We start from the raw sequence: 18,808 nt of genomic DNA, 5'->3' as shown, positions 1-18,808 counted from the left end.
ATCAGAATCAAAAAATGAAAAAAATAAACTCAATTATCATGTTCCTGTTTTTACTTATATCAGGACATACTTTTAGTCAGAAAACTGAAAATTTCTCGGTAGATTTCGAAACTTTCAACCTTGAAAATGGCTTGAAAGTCATTTTTCATCAGGACACCTCAGACCCGGTTGTGGCAGTAGCTCTAACTGCGCATGTAGGTTCGGCCCGGGAAAAAGAAGGCAGAACAGGTTTTGCCCATCTTTTTGAGCATTTACTTTTTTTAGAATCGGAAAATCTTGGAAAGGGAGGATTGGATAAACTTAGCGCCAGGATAGGCGGCTCTGGAGCAAATGGTTCTACAAGCCGCGATAGAACAAACTATTTTCAGACCGTACCAAAGGATGCATTGGAAAAAATGATCTGGGCAGAAGCCGATAAGCTTGGATTCTTTATCAATACTGTTACAGAACCCGTACTGGCCAAAGAAAAACAGGTAGTTAAAAATGAAAAACGCCAAAGAGTAGATAATCGTCCTTATGGCCACACATTTTATGTAATAGACAGGAACCTTTATCCGCAAGGCCATCCGTATAACTGGCAGGTAATTGGTAGCCTGGAAGATCTTCAGAATGCGACTTTACAGGACGTTAAAGATTTTTATAATCAATGGTATGTTCCGAATAACGTTATTCTAACAATTTCAGGAGATTTTGATAAAGAACAGGCAAAGGAATGGGTGCATAAATATTTTGATGAAATAGAGCGTGGTCCCGAAATTAAAGATCTTGAGAAACAGCCTGTGAAACTTGAAAAAACAAAAAGCTTGTATCATGAGGATAATTTTGCGAAGCTTCCAGAATTAACACTTACCTGGCCTTCGGTGTATTCTTACCACGAAGATTCATTCGCACTGGAAATTTTATCAAATTATCTAGCCGATGGTAAAAATGCCCCGCTTTACAAGCATTTAGTGAAGGAAAAACAGCTTACTTCCAATGTGAGTATGTTCAATTACACCTCTGAACTGGCCGGGCAGCTAATGCTCCAGGTTAGAGCCTACGACAATAAAGACCTGGATTCAGTAAAATATGCCATTGAAGAAACCTTTGTCGAATTCGAGAAGAATGGAATCCCGGAAAAAGATTTGAAAAGGATCAAAGCAGGACTAGAAACCGGTTTCTACAATTCTATTTCCAGTGTTCTGGGGAAGGGCTTTCAATTAGCCCAATATGAGATCTTTGCAAAAGACCCAAATTTCATCAATAAAGAAGTTCATAAGCTTCTTGAAGTTACGGCCGAAGATGTAATGAGAGTTTATGAAAAATACATCAAGGATAAGAATTATGTTGCAACGAGTTTTGTTCCTAAAGGAATGCAAGACCTGGCTTTGGAGAATTCAGAAAAAGCTGAAGTGGTAGAAGAAGAGATCGTAGAAGGGGCTGAGGAAGAATTTGATGCTAGTCAGGAAGTGAGTTATGAAAGAACTCCTTCCAGTTTCGACAGAACGATTGAACCACCTTACCAGGGAAAACCCGAAATTAAAGTTCCGGAAATATGGGATGCCCGCATGCCTTCGGGAATGAAGGTCATGGGAATTACAAATAATGAAGTTCCACTGGTACAGTTCAGCCTGGAGATGAGAGGTGGCCAACTTCTGGAAACACCTGAAAAAGCAGGTCTTTCAAACATGCTTGCCGAAATAATGACCAGGGGAACCTCCAGAAAAACACCTGCCGAACTGGAAGAAGCCATCGAATTACTGGGGGCTTCAATTTACGTAAACGCAAGTGAAGAAAAACTTACCATATCCGGAAATACTCTTGCAAAAAACTATGCTGAAACCATGGACCTGGTGAAAGAAATATTACTTGAGCCAAGATGGGATAAAGAAGAATTCAATTTGATAAAGCAGGAAACCTTGAGTAGGCTTCAGGAGGAGAAGGGAGATCCTAATGCTATTGCTCAGAATGAATTCAAAAAACTCATCTATGGCGAAGATCATATTCTTTCTTATAACGAGTTAGGGACTCCAGAAACTGTGGAAGCCCTTAGCCTGAAGGAGCTTAAGAATTTTTATGAGGATAACCTTTCACCTATGGCAGCAACTTTTCTTACAGTTGGAGCAATTTCAAAGGAAAAGACGGTAAACGGGATTAAGGGGATTTCTGCCAGCTGGGCTCCAAAAAACTTAGACTTCCCTGAAATTCCTGATTTTAAACTTCCTGAAGAATCCAAGGTATATTTCTATGATGTTCCCGGTGCCAAACAATCGGTTTTCGCTTTTGGTGCTCCAGCCCTTTCCGCAAAAAATGAAGAATTTTATCCTGCAGAAGTTATGAACTATCGATTAGGGGGTGGAAGTTTCGCCTCGAGACTAACTCAGGAACTTAGGGAAGGTAAGGGCTATACTTACGGCATTCGGTCACATTTTATGGACAGAACTTATATTGGACCATTTATGATCACCAGCGGGGTAAGAACAAATATCACTTATGAGGCTGCGGAACTGGTTCGGGATATTGTGAAGGATTACTCCTCTACCTTTAACGCTGAAGACCTTGAAGTAACCAAAAGTTACATGATTAAAAGTAATGCTAGAAAATTTGAGACTCTTGGAGCAAAGTTAAATATGCTTAGGGAAATTAACGATTATGGCTATGATTTTGATTATGTGAAGAAACGAGAGGAAAGAGTTGGTGAACTAAGTGTTCTTGACATTCAGGATCTGGCGAAAAAGTATGTAGACCCAGACAGAATGTTCTATCTAATCGTGGGAGATGCTGAAACTCAAATGGACAAACTTGAAGAGCTGGGGTATGGAAAGCCAGTTCTGCTCAACTCAGAAGAAAATGAAAAATAGACCATCTTAGCGGAAGAAATAGGAAGGCGGAAATTTATAATATCCGCCTTTTTTATGGCATTTAATAGACATTTTCACTGATCAATCTCCCGGGAAATCGATTTCGGTATTTATTACTACTTTGAGTTAAAGGTATAGTAAGGATGAAAAGGCTAATTAAATCTCTGGGAAGGATCTTATTTATAATAATTAGCCCGGTATTAGTTTATGCCGGAATCGCCCTGTTTGGAGCTTTGATTCCCGTAAACAGAAAATTTCAGGAAACTGGTCCTATTCAAATATTCGTAACTCAAAATGGACTACATACAGATATTGTCCTTCCTGTTTCCAACCATATTATAAACTGGGAGAATTACATTAAACCTGCACACTTTCCATCCGTTTCAAAGGGAATCAAGTATTACTCCTTTGGCTGGGGAGATCTTGAATTCTTTAAAAAGACTCCATCCTGGGAAGACCTGGAGTTAAAAACAGGATTAAGGACATTATTCAAAAATACCCCTTCGGCAATTCATATTTACAGGCTAAAGGCAATCAAGGGAAAAGAATTTGCCATTTTAAATATTAACGAAGAACAATATAAAATGCTGGTTCAGTATATCTTGAAACACCTGGAAAATTCAGAAAATGATTTAGAACCACTGGATTTCAGATATTCTGAAAATGATGTTTTTTACAGATCAGATTCTGAATTCAACCTATTCAGAACATGTAACACCTGGGTGAATAATGCCTTAAAATACTCTGGAATCAGAACCTGTTTATGGACTCCCTTTGCCAAACCCTTATTCTGGCAATTAAACTGGTGAGAGCTAAAGAATCTGCCTAAACAGACTTTATTTTCAACTCTTGGCGCTTAGGTTTTTCAGCAGTAACATTTAATGGTTCTCCGTAAAGGTCAAAATCGGCCGCATCGGTGATCTTAACTTCGTAATAATCTCCGGTTTTAAGGTACACTGAAGAAGCATCTATTAAAACCTCATTATCAACATCTGGAGAATCAAATTCTGTTCGACCAATAAAGTAATTCCCTTCTTTGCGATCTATCACAACCTTAAAAATTTCTCCAATTTTCTCCTGGTTGAGTTCCCAGGATATCTGGGATTGAATCTCCATGATCTCATTCGCCCTATTTTGTTTCACCTCCTGTGGCACGTCATCTTCAAGATTATACGCATGTGTATTTTCTTCGTGAGAATAAGTAAAACATCCAAGACGCTCAAAACGCATTTCCTTAACCCATTCTTTTAATTCCTGGAAATGCTCTTCGGTCTCACCGGGATATCCCACAATAAGAGTGGTTCTAATGGCCATTTCCGGCACCGTTTTTCTGAATTCTTTCAAAAGCTTGGTTGTTTTTTCATGAGTAGTTCCACGTCGCATAGATTTCAGAAGATCATCTGAAATGTGCTGAAGCGGAATATCAAGATAATTACAAACCTTTGGTTCACGCTTCATCACTTCCAGCACGTCCATAGGGAATCCTGTTGGAAATGCATAATGCAGCCTGATCCATTCAATACCTTCCACGTTTACAAGGTTTTCTAGAAGTTCGGCAAGGTTTCTTTTTTTATAAAGGTCGAGTCCGTAATATGTGAGGTCCTGGGCAATAAGGATCAATTCTTTTACTCCGTTTGCAGCCAGCTTTTCAGCCTCTTTTACCAGGTTCTCGATTGGAGTGGATTTATGACCACCACGCATTAACGGAATCGCACAAAACGAACACGGACGGTCACAACCTTCAGCGATCTTTAAATAAGCGTAGTTTTTCGGCGTTGTAGTTAATCGCTCCCCGATAAGTTCATGTTTATAATCAGCTTCCAAAGCAGATAGAAGTCCAGGAAGTTCTGTAGTCCCAAAATACTGGTCTACATCTGGAATTTCTTTTTGAAGATCTGGCTTATATCTTTCAGATAAACAACCGGTCACAAAAACCTTATCTACATCTCCCTGTTGCTTTTTTTCGACGAATTCCAGGATGGTATTCACCGATTGCTCCTTTGCATTATCGATAAATCCGCAGGTGTTGATCACTACAATATTTCCATCTTCTTCATGCACAACGTCTTTATCATTCGCCTTCAGCTGCCCCATCAAAACCTCTGAGTCGTATACATTCTTGCTACAACCAAGCGTTACTACGTTGATCCTGTTCTTCTTTAGTGACTTCGTCCTCATAAACTTCTACTTTTTAGCCATGAAAAATTCCGAAGGAATCATCAAAGCGGGTGCAAAGATACAATCTAAAATTAGATTTACCTGAAAGTCTTTAGATTGAAGATTTTAGGAGAAATATTCGTGCAACTGGATCATCCAGTCCTTTTCATAATATCTTACGATGCTTATCAAAATCGCCCCGGCAATCACATAAGCCCAGTGATAGGAATTCCTTTTTACCATAAAACCACCTACCACGGCAAATACCAGGTAAGGGATTGAAAGGATGAGGTTTGGAATTACCCAGGCTCCCTGGAACATGGCCACGATCTTCATTACCACATAGAAAATACTGTAAAAGAATATGATCTTTGAAATTAGAACTAGATATCTCTGGGTATTATTACTCATCGTAGTTTTCCGGAGTTTTTCTTCTTTGGGTAGTCTTCTCAAAATTGTAGGCGAACTGTAATAATTGTTCTTCATTAAACGGCTCCCCTATGAATGTAAGTCCTGCGGGTTTATTTTCAGAAGTATAACCCATAGGAACCGTAATTGCCGGGTATTTCGCTACAGCTGCATAGCCGGCATGATAATTATTTATAGACAGGATAGCGTCGAGCTTATTTTCCTTGATTGGTTTTTCTAAAAATCTGGTTCCATTGGTTTTCAGGGAATCCTTTATGCCTGCAAATTCTTCGCTTGTAGCTGAATCGTCCACGATACCCATAAATAAAGCCTGGCCATATGGTGCACGGTTCAATGTATCCTGGTTATTGTAATCGATGATATCCTGAACATTCTTGTAATTTACCTCTCCCCCATAATTTTTTAAATATGCTGAAAGGTCTTTTTTCATATCAAGATTTAAAAGCCTGATGAAATTAGGAAGATCTATTTCTTCAGCTTCGAATTCAACAATTACAGCCCCCGCATTTTTCAGGTCATTGATTGCTCTAACATATAATGAATCCTCCATCAGAGATTTTATAACGCCAAACCTTTTACCTTCCAGGCTGGTTTCCGTAATCTCGCTGTAATAGCCAGTTCTTTGCCCTCCCGCCGCTTTGGAAGCAGGATCGGCATCGTCTACCCCAAGCATTGCGTCCAGAAGAATTGCATTATCAATAACATTTCTGGTCATTGGCCCGGGAGTATCTAAAGTGCTCGAAATTGGAATAATTCCGCCCCTACTTAAAACTCCGATAGTAGGCTTTAAACCCACAATAGAATTTGAACTTGACGGAGAAAGTATAGAACCTGAAGTTTCAGACCCCACAGCCACAGGTGCTAAATTTGCGGCAACGGCCACTCCACTACCTGAACTTGATCCTCCAGTATCGTGGATCTTTCTTCCGTAAGGATTCAGGGTTTGACCTCCAACCGTTGAAAATCCGTTAGGACAGCCCTCACAGAAAAAGTTGGCCCATTCACTAAGATTGGCTTTCCCAAGAATTAAAGCTCCGTTATTTTTTAGCTGCTTTACAATAAAAGCATCACCTGTTTTATTATTTTGAAGGGCGAAGGAACCTGCCGTGGTAGGCATTCCAGAGGCATTGATATTATCTTTAAGCAACACTGGAATCCCAAAAATAGGATGATTATTTACTGCTTTGCTTTTTTGCTGATCTTTTTCTCTGGCTTCCTTAATTAAATTAGGATTCAAAGAAATCACCGAGTTCAGTGAAAATTCATTCTCGCGATCATATTCTTTAATCCTGGTTAAATAGAACATCGCTAACTCTTCATAGGTAAGCTTATCGTTCTTAATAGCCTGCTGAATTTCAGGAATCGATTTTTCAAAAATCAGGACTTTTACTTCTTCATAGATTTCAGAGGAAAAGTCTGATAGATCCTCTTCAAAAGGTTTCCAAAGGCTATCATTATCGATCACTTTGGAATCTACCTGTTTATATTCGATCTCCTCAACATTAGTTGAATCGACCTGAACTGCCTCTGTTTCCGCAGTTTTTTCAGCATTATCATTTTTACAGCTGAACGAAGCAACTGCAGCAAGAAGAAGTAAAGTTTTTTTCATGGTCTTATTTAAAGAATGAGTCTACAAATTCGTATTTATTAAATACCTGTAGATCTTCAATTCCTTCTCCAACACCAATATATTTTACAGGGATTTTAAACTGGTCACTGATTCCAATCACCACACCTCCTTTAGCAGTACCGTCAAGTTTGGTCACCGCAAGTGAGGTCACCTCGGTAGCCGCTGTAAACTGCTTAGCCTGCTCAAAAGCATTCTGACCTGTAGAACCATCAAGAACCAGAAGTACCTCATGAGGAGCGTCTGGAATGGTTTTTTGCATCACTCTTTTCACCTTGGTAAGTTCTTTCATCAGGTTTACTTTATTATGTAGTCTACCAGCTGTATCGATCAAAACAACATCTGCTTCCATTTTCACAGCGCTTTGAACAGTATCAAAAGCCACGGAAGCAGGATCGCTTCCCATTTTTTGTTTGATGATAGGTACCTCGGTTCTTTCTGCCCAGATTTGAAGCTGATCAATGGCCGCAGCCCTGAAAGTATCGGCAGCTCCAAGAACTACTTTCTTTCCTTTACTCTTGAACTGGTGAGCTAGCTTACCAATGGTAGTAGTCTTCCCTACACCGTTTACACCTACAACCATAATTACATATGGTTTCTTGTTTTCAGGAACATGGATCTCAGAGGCCTCTCCAGTATTCGTTTCAGAAAGAAGTGCAGCGATCTCTTCACGAAGTATCTTATTAAGTTCATCGGTGCCTAGATATTTATCTTTGGCCACGCGATCTTCTATCCTGTTGATCACTTTAATGGTGGTAGCAACACCAACATCACTACTAATTAACACATCTTCCAGATCATCAAGAACTTCCTCATCTACTTTGGACTTTCCGGCAACAGCCTTACTCATCTTATCAAAGAAGCTGGATTTAGATTTCTCCAAACCTTTATCCAGGTTCTCCTTTTTTTCCTTAGAAAATATTTTTTTAAATAAACTCATTTTATTTGGCAGGTTTTATAACGTATAAGGCTTAAGCCCTATCATAAAGCGGGAATAAATATACATAAAAAGAAAAAGCCGTCCAGATTAAATCCAGGACGGCTTTTTAAGATTATTCTAAATCGTTTGTGAACGATCCTTACCTTTTCAAAAAGTCGTTTACGTCTTCCGGAGCCATGATTTGTTCTACAAAAGTGTAGGCACCGGTTTTCTCAGATTTAACCATTTTTATCGCTTTGGTTAATCTTTTAGATCCTGTTTGAATAGATGCTACTGATTTCTTTGCCATGACTCAATTATTTTATTTCTTTATGCACCGTCATTTTCTTAAGAATAGGATTGAATTTCTTCAACTCCATTCTGTCCGGTGTATTTTTTTTGTTTTTTGTAGTAATATATCTTGAAGTACCTGGTTGACCAGATTCTTTATGTTCTGTACATTCTAGAATTACCTGAACTCTGTTACCTTTCTTTGCCATTGTGAAAAATTTTTAAGTGCTAAGAATTATTTCTGAAGAAATCCCTTTGCTTTAGCTTCCTTAATTACGGCAGAAATGCCTTTTTTATTGATATCTTTTAATGCAGACGTGCTCACTTTAAGTGTGATCCATCTGTCTTCTTCAGGAATAAAGAAACGCTTCTTCACCAAGTTGGCGTTGAATTTACGTTTAGTCTTATTCATGGCGTGAGAAACATTATTCCCAACCATAGCTCTTTTCCCGGTAAGTTCACAAACTCTTGACATTGCTCTATACTTTTCTCGTTATTTCAAAACAGGCTGCAAATTAACGATTTTTTTACCTAACAGGCAACTAATTCAAAAAAAATATTTAAGACTTGAAATAATTCTTTAGAATCATCGTTAAGCTCTTGCTCTGGCGCTGTTCAGGGTGCAAAAATAATATTTTTAATCGATACGAATCAAGAGAATACCCGGTGATTTTTTAAAGTTTTCAAATCAATAAACTGAAGATCAATTATCCTTATCCATTTTAAGAATACTTTCCTGAAGTAAATTCATCGCTTTGTTTACAGTTTTTCCTATCACCTTTTCCCGGTGATTCCCAAAATTGAATTTAAAGGAATGAATTCCCCTGGGAGTTCCAATTCCAATAAATACAGTCCCTAACTCTTCATCACTGTCGCCCTTGGATGGTCCGGCATTTCCGGTAGTGGAAATGGAAAATTCCGTATGGAACTTTTTCATGGCTCCTTCTGCCATGGCTTCAGCAACCTCTGCACTCACCACAGAGTATTTCTCTATAACTTCCTTTGGAATATCCAGAATATCGGTCTTGGCCTGCGTAGAATAGCAAACCGCACTTCCTTTGAAAGAAGCTGAAGAACCTGGCGCTTTGGTGAATTTCGAGGCCAACCTTCCACCGGTACAACTTTCCGCTGTAGATAATGTCCAGTTCTTTTCCACTAACATGTTGGCAATTATCACCTCTATGGGATCATCATCTTCATAACCAAAAATGATATTTCCAATAATCTGGTGAAGTTTCAAGATCTGTTCATCAATCAGGTTCTTTAAATGTGCTTCGTTTGAACCTTTGGCCGTAAGTCTTAATCTAACCCTCCCCAGGTTTGGCAGATAGGCAAGTTTTATTTCTTTAGGTAGCCCATCTTCCCATGCTTCGATCTTTTCTGCGATAGCACTCTCCCCTAATCCATAAGTTATTACCGTCTTATGTAAGATCACCGGTCTTGAAAAACTCCTTATTAACCTTGGAATAATTTCTCTTTCCATCAATCCCCTCATCTCATAAGGTACACCGGGCATGGAAACGAAGACTTTCCCATTTTCCTGAAACCACATTCCCGGGGCTGTACCATATTCGTTATGTAAGGCGATAGCCTTAGATGGTATTAAAGCCTGGTCTCTGTTCAGGTTGGAAATTGGGGTATCTATATACTTTTCAAATAGATCTTCAATATGTTTTAATACTTCTTCATTTCTAATAAGATCATCATCAAAAAAATCACACAGGCATTTTTTGGTAATATCGTCTTTGGTAGGCCCAAGACCACCGGTTATAATGACAATATCAGCTCTTTCAGAAGCCTTCTTTAAAGTTTGAAGAATATGATGGCGCTCATCTTCAATGGAAGTTATCTGGTGAACGCTTACACCTATCTTATTGAGCTCTTTTGAAATGTAGGCTGAATTAGTATCAATGATCTGACCTATAAGAATTTCGTCGCCTATGGTAATTATCTCAGCGGTCATTATAACCCGAAATCACGTTTTAAGGCAATAGAAGCCACATCTACCTTTTTGGTAATTGCTTCCGCTGCCTGCGGCACCTCATCCTTTCTGCGCCCTTGCTTAGACCAGGCTTCGATCACTTTAATCTGATCCATCAGATTCAAGCCGAAAAGCTGAAGGTTAGGCTTCATTTTATGGGCATATTGATAAGCCAGAGAAGGATTATCGTTTCCAATAGCCTCGTTCATCGCTTCTACATCTGGGGGAATTTCTTCAAGGAAAGTTTGTACTACTACAAGCATGAATTCATCATCGCCGCCTGCCATTTCTTTAACTTCGTCTAGGTTATAGTTGCTCATTCAGTTGGTTATTTTACTCGAATTGAAAACATTTTTTGATCCTGCAGGTAACCTGTTAGTCGATCATCAGGAGACACTTTACCAACACCGGCAGGAGTTCCGGTAAATATGATATCACCTATTTTCAGGGTGAAATACGTCGAAATATAAGCAATTAATTCATCAATTTTCCACAGCATGTGGGAGGTATTTGCCTTCTGCACGATCTCTCCGTTTTTTTCCAGGCTAAAATCCAGATCATTGAGATCTCCTAGCTCTTTTTTGTCCAGCCAGTTGTTCCCAATTACTGCAGCACCATCGAAGGCCTTGGCTTTTTCCCAGGGCAAACCTTTTTCTTTCAGTTTTTGCTGAAGGTCCCTGGCTGTAAAATCGATCCCCAGGCCAATTTCATCATAATATTTAGGCGCAAATTTCGCCTGAATGTGTTTACCAATCTTCCTGATCTTAACCAGGACTTCAACCTCATAATGCACGTCATCGGAAAAATCTGGAATAAAGAATGGTTGTTTTTTTAATAATATCGAGGTATCTGGTTTCTGAAAAAGTACCGGATCATCGGGCTTCTCGTTCTTTAGTTCCTCAATATGATCTGTATAATTTCTGCCTACGCAAATGATCTTCATTAGCTAAGTTTATTATTCAGTTTTCTGAGCTTGATCGCAGTCAATACTTTCTTTGTATACAAGGGAAAATCGGCATTCTGGATCCATCCAAAATATCCTGGTTCTTCTTCCAGTACTTTTTCAACATGCTTGCCTTTATATTTTCCGAAAGCAAATACCTCTTTTCCTTTCTTATCATAGCTTATAAAGCCAGCAAAATCAGCAAATTTTTTCCTTGCACTAAAATTTGCCAGCCATTTCATATCATTTTCCAGATCCTCATATTTGTCGAGCTGAGACTTAAGTACCTCGTAGGTGGCTTCTGTATCTGCCTCGGCACCATGAGCACCCTCCAATTCCTTACCGCAATAGAATTGGTAAGCAGCAGACAGCGTTCGCTGTTCCTTTTTATGAAAAATGGTTTGAACATCAACTGCCACAACATTCTTCATTTCAAAATCTATCCCGGCTCGAAGCAGCTCTTCAACCAAAAGCGGAATATCAAATCGGTTAGAATTATAACCTCCAAGATCACATCCTTTAATCAAGTCATGTATCCTATTCGCCAGTTCCTTAAAAGTAGGTTCATTAGCAACTTTTTCATTGGAAATCCCATGAATTGCAATAACCTCAGCAGGAATATCTCTTTCCGGGTTAACCAGCCAGGTATGGCTTTCTTTATTTCCATTGGGATACACTTTTAAAATTGCAATTTCAACTATTCTGTCTTTGGAAATATTGGTCCCGGTAGTTTCCAGGTCAAAAAAACAAATAGGTTTGGTAAGCTTGAGGTCCATCTTTTAAAATTTGGGTAAAGTTAGCATAATTTGAGTTTTTTGCTTCAATTAAAGCAAAATCTAAGCTGCTCTTTTATTCACTTTTCTGAATAAAAAAGCCACGATAAACGTGGCTTCTTTCTTTATATTTCTAGGATTTTAAATCTCTCTGTTTTTATCAAATCCTTCCAGGTACTGAGCAACTCTTTGTACAAACTGCCCACCAAGAGCACCATTTACAACCCTGTGGTCGTAACTATGAGAAAGTATCATTTTATAGCGAATCCCGATGAAATCTCCATCTTGAGTTTCGATCACCGCTGGCATTTTTCTAATAGCACCAAGTGCAAGAATTCCTACCTGAGGTTGGTTGATAATTGGAGTCCCCATAATACTTCCAAAGGTACCAACATTAGTTACTGTATACGTTCCACCCTGAATTTCATCCGGCTTCAGTTTATTCTGTCTCGCGCGGTTAGCAAGATCGTTCACTGCCTTTGCCATACCAACCAGATTTAATCTGTCAGCATTTTTGATCACAGGAACAATCAGGTTTCCATCTGGCAGCGCAGCCGCCATTCCAAGATTAATATTTTTCTTCTTGATCACTTTCGTGGCATCCTCATTCACTGAAATGTTGATCATTGGGAAATCACGTATTGCTTTGGCAACCGCCTCCATAAAGATTGGAGTGAAAGTAAGCTTCTCACCTTCTTTTTTCTGAAATTCAGCTTTGTGCTTGTTTCTCCAATTCCAGATATTGGTAACATCTACCTCGATAAACGATTGAACGTGGGCAGATTTCTGAACGCTTTCCACCATATGGTGAGCGATCATTTTACCCATACGGCTCATTTCGATGATCTCATCTTCTCCTGAAACTACTGGCTCAGGTTGTGAAGAAACTCCTTTTTCTATTTTACTGGTGTCTACAGATTTTCCTGAAGATTTCGTTTTTTGCGGTTGAGAACCTCTATTCTCCACATACCCAAGAATATCATTTTTGGTAACTCTACCCTCTTTCCCAGTTCCTTCTATCTGATCTAATTCTGAAACCGGAATCCCTTCTTCCTTAGCAATATTCTTTACTAAAGGAGAATAGAACCTTGAAGAATCGGAATAATCTTCTCCAGTAGATCCGGATGCTGTCGATTTTGCAGCCTCGACTGTTTCTTCAACTTCCGCTACTTCTGCACTTTCTTCTTCATCTGCAGAAGATTCGTCACCGGCACCCGCATCATCTTCTATTTCTCCATCAGTTTCAATAATGGCAATTGTCTGCCCTACTTTAACTACATCATCAGCTTCAAAAAGTTTCTCTACTAATTTACCGTCTACTTCACTAGGAACTTCACTATCAACTTTATCGGTAGCTATTTCAAGTACCGGCTCATCCATTTCAATCGTATCTCCAACCTCTTTAAGCCAGCTAGTTATGGTTGCTTCTGCAACACTTTCACCCATTTTGGGTAATTTCAATTCAAATTTTGCCATATCGTTAAATCAGATGTGATTTTTGTTGTTTGAGTTGCGAATTTAATCAAAAAACCCCTCATTGAATATTAAAAAATCAATAAAAAAAGTTTTTACTGAATTTCTTACATCAGAGGTAAGAGATGAAATTCCCGCTAAAATTACAATTTCAGCTACGGAATTGAAAAAGATTTTGGCTTTTTTAAGGTTTGGATGCAGTAGCGCAGAGTCCGAATTTTATTCTTTCATGGAATCTTCGAACGGAATTCTGTTGGTGATACTTCTCCCAAGGGTTACCTCATCGGCATACTCCAGTTCATCTCCAACCGAAATTCCTCTTGCGATAGTAGAGGTCTTTATCCCTGTACCTTCCAGTTGCTTAAAAATATAGAAATTCGTGGTATCCCCTTCCAGGGTACTACTCAGAGCAAAAATGATCTCTTCTATCTTACCTGCTTTTACCTTTTCGATAAGAGGTTTGATGTTTAATTGAGAAGGACCAATTCCATCCATCGGACTAATTTTCCCACCAAGCACGTGATAATGCCCTCGATACTGCCCGGTATTTTCAATGGCCATTACATCCCTTATATCCTCAACAACACATACGATTTCTGAAATACGTGACGAATTTGAGCAGATCTCACATAACTCCGTATCACTAATATTATAGCAATTCTTACATAATTTAATGTTAGACCTTAGATTCTGTAAAGCATTAGCCAGCTGAGTGGTCTGGTCTTCCGGTTGTTTAAGTAAATGCAACACCAATCTAAGCGCAGTACGTTTTCCAATTCCAGGCAATTGAGACATCTCATCTACCGCCTGCTCCAGTAATTTTGAAGAAAAATCCATATGCGAATTTATGATTTTTTTGACTGATGAAATTACTTAAACCTTAATTTGTAAATTGCCGCGCAGAACTACTTACTATGCAACCATACCAGGTCCTCATTTTAATAGCTGCCTATTTCGCAGTACTTATTCTCATTTCTTATTTTACAGGACGCGGCGGCAGTAACGCCGAATTTTTCAAAGCCAATAAACAGGCTCCCTGGTATCTGGTAGCCTTTGGAATGATAGGTGCTTCTTTAAGCGGGATCACTTTTATTTCTATTCCAGGAACTGTAGAAACAGATTCTTTTAGCTATTTCCAGGTAGTGCTTGGCTATACCGCTGGTTATGCGGTTATTGGCCAGGTTCTACTTCCTCTTTATTATAAATTGAACCTTACCTCTATTTACACTTACCTGGGAACCAGGTTTGGCAACTCATCATACAAGACTGGAGCCTCCTTTTTTCTTTTATCAAGGGTGGTCGGTGCGAGTTTCAGACTTTTCCTGGTGGCTAACGTACTGCAATTAGTGGTTTTTGACGCAATGGGAGTCCCCTATTATGTTACGGTTACCATCACCATCTTATTGATCTGGCTGTATACTTTTAAAAGCGGAATTAAAACCATTATCTGGACAGATACTCTGCAAACATTTTTCATGTTACTTGCCCTGGGAATTACCATTTATTTTATTTCTGAAGATCTTGGATTCTCACTTAGTAATCTCATGGGATATCTGGCCGAAAGCGAACACTCACAAATTTTCTTTTTAGAAGATTGGAAGAGTAAGGATCATTTCGTAAAACAATTCCTTTCCGGTGCCTTTATTGCAATTGTGATGACCGGACTGGACCAGGATATGATGCAGAAGAACCTTACCTGCCGAAGTTTAAAGGATGCTCAAAAGAATATGTTCTGGTTCACCATCGTACTGGTATTCGTGAATTTTCTTTTCCTTGCCCTGGGAGTTCTGCTTACAGACTACGCGGAAATAAATGGTGTAACCGAAGTTCGTGATGATCTCTTCCCGGCGATCGCCACCAGCGGAGAACTTGGTTTTGCCGTAGCGGTATTTTTTATCCTGGGCTTGATCGCTGCCGCATATTCCAGTGCAGACAGCGCGCTTACCTCTCTTACTACTTCCTTTAGTATAGATATTCTGAATATTGAAGAGAAGTATGATGAAAAGACACAGGTAAAGATCAGGAAACAGATCCATATTGCAATTTCCGTGATCCTTATCCTGGTGATGCTTGCTTTCAAATACGCGATCGCAGATAAAAGTGTGATCAACAAATTATTCCAGTTTGCCGGATATACTTACGGGCCTTTACTAGGACTCTACTCCTTCGGACTTTTTACCAAATGGAAAGTCAAAGATAAACTGGTTCCTGTAATAGCCATCGGTGCACCTATTCTATCTTATATAATTAGCGTGAACAGCCTGAAATGGTTTGGTTTTGAATTTGGATTCTTTATCCTCATCCTGAACGGATTTTTAACCTTCCTGGGCCTAGTACTGCTGCGAAGAAAGCATGACTAACGTACAGGCATTTTCAAAATAGATCCCTTTCTTCTTTAAAAGATCATACAAATCAGGATTCTCGGTTCCCGGATTAAAAATCACTCTTTCTGGAGACAGGGATAGAATATAATCATAGTATTCCTGTTGCCGTTTAGCATTAAGATAAAGGGTAATTGTATCTATATCTTCAAAAGGATATTTTTCAGTTTTAATTTCAACACCAGCAACGTTACCCTCTCTGAGCCCGATAGCAACGGTTGGCTGTTCATGTCTAACGAGCCTGTTAATGGCCAGATTGGAATATCGATTAGGTTTCAATGAGGCTCCCAGAACCAAAGTTTTTTTCTTCATATCTCAAAGTTAAAGAAATTTTAGTGTAACAATCTATCTTATACACAGTCTTTAAAATAAGGTTCCGGACCTTGCGAGATCATCCTATTAATTTTGATGGTTAGTGTTAATAAAGATGATCTTGTTAACCTGCATTTCCTTACGGAAGTGCAGGTTCTTTTTTTGAATTTTTTTGTAACAATCCTATTTCTGGGTCGTCATTATAGTGTAAGGTCATCAAAATGCGGCGCATTGCGTCATATAATTATGCAATACAAAGTACCTTGCAATAACCATTAATCATCATAATCAATCAAAAAATGAAACAGTTATTTCTATTATTATGCTTATTAAGCGCAACCATCAGCCTGGCCTATAACGATCCGGCAGGACAAATCTCCGGAACAGTTATAGACCGGGAACTAAAAGAACCCATACCCTACGCTACGGTGATCATCAATGATGCTGAGGGAAATCTGGTTACCGGAGTTACTACTGAAGAAGACGGTAGTTTCATAATCCCGGGGGTCAGAGCTGGAAAATATGATTTTAGGGTTCAGTTTATAGGATACAAAACCTTCTCTAAGGAGATCGTTCTGGACCGGAATAACACGAAAATAAATCTTGGAGTCATAGAAATGGAACCAGACGTATCCATGCTCGATGAAACCGTAGTGGTGGCCGAAAGAACCACCATAGAACAACGAGTAGACCGTAAGGTTATAAATGTTGGAAAAGATCTTATGACTACAGGGGCAAGTGCATCAGAAATCATGGTTAATGTTCCATCTGTAAACGTAGACCAGGATGGAAACATTTCTTTACGAGGTAATTCAAATGTGAGAATTTTGGTTGACGGGAAACCAACCAATATGGACCCCGCTCAATTACTAAAGCAAATTCCTTCCACCTCCATTAAAAGTATTGAACTTATCACAAATCCTTCCGCTAAATATAATCCGGAAGGGATGAGCGGAATTATTAATATCGTACTGCACAAAAATTCAAATGAAGGATTCAACGGTACGGTGAATACCGGATCTACGCAAGGAGTAAATAATCGCCTTAACGGATCGCTAGACCTAAATTACCGAAAAGGAAAATTCAATCTTTACACGAACCTTGGAACCAATATGGGAGATCGTGAAAATGGCGGTAACATATTCCTTCCTGCACAGGATGCGAGTCAGGAATTCAGAATTGATAATGAACGCAATAATTATTTATATAAAATTGGATTGGATTTTTATATAGACGAAAAAAATACTCTTTCTTTTTATACAAATCAGAACAGATTTTTTGGCGGTCCCGTAGGTTATATAAGCTTTGAAGATCTAAATGATGCCTCCAATAGCTTCACCCAAATTCTGGAACTAAATTTAGACAACCTGAACTCCACCTACAATCTTCTATATGATCATGAATTTGAGAAAGAAGGCCATAACATCCAGGCTGAATTGGACTTTAATGATTTTGAAGGACAGGAAGACACGAATGTTGATTTCGAAGAAAACACCTTTGATTTTCTAGCTTATGAAGAGCTGGTTATGCAGAATAGAAGTAACCTAACTGCGAATATAGATTATGTAAATCCGCTGAATAACACCAGTAAGTTCGAAATGGGTGTTGAAGCAAGACTCCTGGATACAGATAATGATTATAACACCACTAATCCACTATTCTCTGATGCAACTTATCAATATGACCGTGATATCTACAGTGCATATTCAACTTTCAGCCAGAATTTTGAAAAATGGTCTTATCAGGTTGGGGCAAGAATTGAAAACTACCAGGTGAATGCTATATATAACGGCGAAGAAGTGTACAGGGATGATTATGTAACTCTTTATCCTTCCGGTTTTGTAAATTTTAATCAGAGTGAAAAGAATTCCTATCAGCTTAGTTATAGCCGAAGAGTAGATCGTCCTGGCTTTGGACAGTTGAATCCTATACGAGAAGTTGCTTCACCAAGACTTACCGTTGCCGGTAACCCAGAATTAGACCCGCAGTTCACCAACTCCCTTGAATTCAATTATACACGGAATTTCAAAAAGAAAGGAAGTTTAACTGCCGGACTATTTTACAGAAGAACTAAAGACGAGATCAACCAGGTCTTTAACCAGGTTGAAGATGAGCCGGGATCTATTTTCCTTACCTATCAGAATTTTGAAAACAACGATTCTTACGGGTTAGAATTCTCATCCAACTATAAGTTCACCGACTGGTGGAGCACCAATACTTCCTTAGAATTATATGGCCAAACGTTGAAGGGTGTTGCCGGCACCGAATTTATAGAAGTTGAGAATGAGGCTTTCACCTTCAGGACTAACCATAATTTCAGCGCTACTGAGAACCTGACTTTTTCGCTTTTCGGTTTTTACCGCAGTAAATCGAAAGATCTTCAGCTTGATGTAGATGATTTTTACTTTGTGAACATTGGGGCTCGATATACTTTCCTTGAAAATAAGAATGCGACCCTAAGTCTTAACTTCAATGATGTTTTCGATACACAGGAATTCCGTGTTACCGGAGGAAGGCCTTTTCCTCAACAAGGTAGATTTAAGGGTGAAACTCAAACCGTCTATCTTGGCTTTTCCTATAGATTTGGAGGCGGAAAAAACCTTGCCTTTAAAAGAAAGAACCGCGATAATAACGATGCAGGTGGTGGAGGCATCTTTTAAACATATAATTTGATAGCCAGAA

Annotated in this window: 18 protein-coding genes; 4 read left to right on the top strand and 14 right to left on the bottom strand. The window is 39.0% G+C overall.

Annotation, left to right across the window (positions count from 1 at the left end; genetic code table 11):
- Positions 1 to 14 precede the first annotated feature (14 nt).
- Together ML462_RS10475 and ML462_RS10470 are read left to right on the top strand one after the other, a co-directional pair.
- On the top strand, positions 15 to 2,840 hold the full coding sequence (locus ML462_RS10475) for a M16 family metallopeptidase (RefSeq protein ID WP_240713766.1): 2,826 nt from the start codon (positions 15 to 17) through the stop codon (positions 2,838 to 2,840).
- 143 nt (positions 2,841 to 2,983) lie between these two features.
- Positions 2,984 to 3,649 (top strand): DUF2459 domain-containing protein, encoded by a 666-nt coding sequence (locus ML462_RS10470; protein WP_240713765.1) that lies wholly within the window; start codon positions 2,984 to 2,986, stop codon positions 3,647 to 3,649.
- Positions 3,650 to 3,665: 16 nt separating this feature from the next.
- Here the strand turns inward: ML462_RS10470 and rimO are convergent, their stop codons facing one another.
- The 13 genes from rimO to recR all read right to left on the bottom strand — a co-directional run bounded on the left by rimO (position 3,666) and on the right by recR (position 14,270).
- Positions 3,666 to 5,018, bottom strand: coding sequence for a 30S ribosomal protein S12 methylthiotransferase RimO (gene rimO, locus ML462_RS10465; protein WP_240713764.1), 1,353 nt, complete (start codon positions 5,016 to 5,018; stop codon positions 3,666 to 3,668).
- A 105-nt stretch (positions 5,019 to 5,123) separates the two neighbouring features.
- Complete coding sequence (locus ML462_RS10460) at positions 5,124 to 5,408, bottom strand: hypothetical protein (protein WP_240713763.1); 285 nt, start codon at positions 5,406 to 5,408, stop codon at positions 5,124 to 5,126.
- Positions 5,401 to 7,035, bottom strand: a complete 1,635-nt coding sequence (locus ML462_RS10455) for an amidase family protein (RefSeq protein ID WP_240713762.1) — start codon at positions 7,033 to 7,035, stop codon at positions 5,401 to 5,403. Before ML462_RS10455 ends, ML462_RS10460 begins: the two co-directional genes overlap by 8 nt.
- A 4-nt stretch (positions 7,036 to 7,039) precedes the next feature.
- Positions 7,040 to 7,993, bottom strand: a complete 954-nt coding sequence (gene ftsY / locus ML462_RS10450; RefSeq protein ID WP_240713761.1) for a signal recognition particle-docking protein FtsY — start codon at positions 7,991 to 7,993, stop codon at positions 7,040 to 7,042.
- A gap of 139 nt (positions 7,994 to 8,132) precedes the next feature.
- Positions 8,133 to 8,282: a DUF4295 domain-containing protein gene (locus ML462_RS10445; RefSeq protein WP_240713760.1), complete on the bottom strand. Its 150-nt coding sequence runs from the start codon at positions 8,280 to 8,282 to the stop codon at positions 8,133 to 8,135.
- Positions 8,283 to 8,289: 7 nt separating this feature from the next.
- Positions 8,290 to 8,472: a 50S ribosomal protein L33 gene (gene rpmG / locus ML462_RS10440; protein WP_081211513.1), complete on the bottom strand. Its 183-nt coding sequence runs from the start codon at positions 8,470 to 8,472 to the stop codon at positions 8,290 to 8,292.
- Between the two features lie 26 nt (positions 8,473 to 8,498).
- Positions 8,499 to 8,738 carry a 50S ribosomal protein L28 gene (gene rpmB, locus ML462_RS10435; protein ID WP_240713759.1) on the bottom strand — a complete coding sequence of 80 codons (240 nt, stop codon included), beginning with the start codon at positions 8,736 to 8,738 and terminating at the stop codon, positions 8,499 to 8,501.
- 228 nt (positions 8,739 to 8,966) lie between these two features.
- Positions 8,967 to 10,226 (bottom strand): competence/damage-inducible protein A, encoded by a 1,260-nt coding sequence (locus ML462_RS10430; protein ID WP_240713758.1) that lies wholly within the window; start codon positions 10,224 to 10,226, stop codon positions 8,967 to 8,969.
- On the bottom strand, positions 10,226 to 10,564 hold the full coding sequence (locus ML462_RS10425) for an Hpt domain-containing protein (RefSeq protein WP_240713757.1): 339 nt from the start codon (positions 10,562 to 10,564) through the stop codon (positions 10,226 to 10,228). The genes ML462_RS10430 and ML462_RS10425 overlap by 1 nt, the downstream gene beginning before the upstream one ends.
- Before the next feature lie 8 nt (positions 10,565 to 10,572).
- Complete coding sequence (locus ML462_RS10420) at positions 10,573 to 11,187, bottom strand: fumarylacetoacetate hydrolase family protein (protein WP_240713756.1); 615 nt, start codon at positions 11,185 to 11,187, stop codon at positions 10,573 to 10,575.
- Positions 11,187 to 11,963, bottom strand: coding sequence for a 3'-5' exonuclease (locus ML462_RS10415; protein WP_240713755.1), 777 nt, complete (start codon positions 11,961 to 11,963; stop codon positions 11,187 to 11,189). Before ML462_RS10415 ends, ML462_RS10420 begins: the two co-directional genes overlap by 1 nt.
- Positions 11,964 to 12,101: 138 nt before the next feature.
- Positions 12,102 to 13,436, bottom strand: a complete 1,335-nt coding sequence (locus ML462_RS10410) for a dihydrolipoamide acetyltransferase family protein (protein ID WP_240713754.1) — start codon at positions 13,434 to 13,436, stop codon at positions 12,102 to 12,104.
- 216 nt (positions 13,437 to 13,652) lie between these two features.
- Positions 13,653 to 14,270 (bottom strand): recombination mediator RecR, encoded by a 618-nt coding sequence (gene recR / locus ML462_RS10405; RefSeq protein WP_240713753.1) that lies wholly within the window; start codon positions 14,268 to 14,270, stop codon positions 13,653 to 13,655.
- Positions 14,271 to 14,347: 77 nt separating this feature from the next.
- On the opposite strand from recR, the gene ML462_RS10400 reads away from it, so the two are divergent.
- Complete coding sequence (locus tag ML462_RS10400; protein WP_240713752.1) at positions 14,348 to 15,793, top strand: sodium:solute symporter; 1,446 nt, start codon at positions 14,348 to 14,350, stop codon at positions 15,791 to 15,793.
- Here ML462_RS10400 and ML462_RS10395 read toward each other — a convergent pair.
- A complete protein-coding gene (locus ML462_RS10395; protein WP_240713751.1) occupies positions 15,764 to 16,126 on the bottom strand; it encodes a CoA-binding protein in 363 nt (120 codons plus the stop codon). The two genes, ML462_RS10400 and ML462_RS10395, sit on opposite strands and share 30 nt — an antisense overlap.
- Positions 16,127 to 16,425: 299 nt before the next feature.
- Between ML462_RS10395 and ML462_RS10390 the strand changes: the two genes are divergently transcribed.
- Positions 16,426 to 18,786, top strand: a complete 2,361-nt coding sequence (locus tag ML462_RS10390) for a TonB-dependent receptor (protein WP_240713750.1) — start codon at positions 16,426 to 16,428, stop codon at positions 18,784 to 18,786.
- Positions 18,787 to 18,808 lie beyond the last annotated feature (22 nt).

The sequence above is a fragment of the Christiangramia lutea genome (assembly GCF_022489035.1).
Lineage (GTDB): Bacteria > Bacteroidota > Bacteroidia > Flavobacteriales > Flavobacteriaceae > Christiangramia > Christiangramia lutea.
The sequence above is the reverse complement of the archived record's forward strand: the minus strand, read 5'-3'. Positions and strand labels throughout refer to the sequence as shown.

What these genes read in the sequence shown, in the direction of transcription:
- rimO (WP_240713764.1), bottom strand. Translation starts at nt 5,018, where the DNA reads ATGAGGACGAAGTCACTAAAGAAGAACAGGATCAACGTAGTAACGCTT.
- ML462_RS10420 (WP_240713756.1), bottom strand. Translation starts at nt 11,187, where the DNA reads ATGAAGATCATTTGCGTAGGCAGAAATTATACAGATCATATTGAGGAA.
- ML462_RS10425 (WP_240713757.1), bottom strand. Translation starts at nt 10,564, where the DNA reads ATGAGCAACTATAACCTAGACGAAGTTAAAGAAATGGCAGGCGGCGAT.
- ML462_RS10410 (WP_240713754.1), bottom strand. Translation starts at nt 13,436, where the DNA reads ATGGCAAAATTTGAATTGAAATTACCCAAAATGGGTGAAAGTGTTGCA.
- ML462_RS10455 (WP_240713762.1), bottom strand. Translation starts at nt 7,035, where the DNA reads ATGAAAAAAACTTTACTTCTTCTTGCTGCAGTTGCTTCGTTCAGCTGT.
- recR (WP_240713753.1), bottom strand. Translation starts at nt 14,270, where the DNA reads ATGGATTTTTCTTCAAAATTACTGGAGCAGGCGGTAGATGAGATGTCT.
- ML462_RS10445 (WP_240713760.1), bottom strand. Translation starts at nt 8,282, where the DNA reads ATGGCAAAGAAATCAGTAGCATCTATTCAAACAGGATCTAAAAGATTA.
- rpmG (WP_081211513.1), bottom strand. Translation starts at nt 8,472, where the DNA reads ATGGCAAAGAAAGGTAACAGAGTTCAGGTAATTCTAGAATGTACAGAA.
- ML462_RS10470 (WP_240713765.1), top strand. Translation starts at nt 2,984, where the DNA reads ATGAAAAGGCTAATTAAATCTCTGGGAAGGATCTTATTTATAATAATT.
- ML462_RS10415 (WP_240713755.1), bottom strand. Translation starts at nt 11,963, where the DNA reads ATGGACCTCAAGCTTACCAAACCTATTTGTTTTTTTGACCTGGAAACT.
- ML462_RS10430 (WP_240713758.1), bottom strand. Translation starts at nt 10,226, where the DNA reads ATGACCGCTGAGATAATTACCATAGGCGACGAAATTCTTATAGGTCAG.
- ftsY (WP_240713761.1), bottom strand. Translation starts at nt 7,993, where the DNA reads ATGAGTTTATTTAAAAAAATATTTTCTAAGGAAAAAAAGGAGAACCTG.
- ML462_RS10460 (WP_240713763.1), bottom strand. Translation starts at nt 5,408, where the DNA reads ATGAGTAATAATACCCAGAGATATCTAGTTCTAATTTCAAAGATCATA.
- ML462_RS10400 (WP_240713752.1), top strand. Translation starts at nt 14,348, where the DNA reads ATGCAACCATACCAGGTCCTCATTTTAATAGCTGCCTATTTCGCAGTA.
- ML462_RS10390 (WP_240713750.1), top strand. Translation starts at nt 16,426, where the DNA reads ATGAAACAGTTATTTCTATTATTATGCTTATTAAGCGCAACCATCAGC.
- ML462_RS10475 (WP_240713766.1), top strand. Translation starts at nt 15, where the DNA reads ATGAAAAAAATAAACTCAATTATCATGTTCCTGTTTTTACTTATATCA.
- ML462_RS10395 (WP_240713751.1), bottom strand. Translation starts at nt 16,126, where the DNA reads ATGAAGAAAAAAACTTTGGTTCTGGGAGCCTCATTGAAACCTAATCGA.
- rpmB (WP_240713759.1), bottom strand. Translation starts at nt 8,738, where the DNA reads ATGTCAAGAGTTTGTGAACTTACCGGGAAAAGAGCTATGGTTGGGAAT.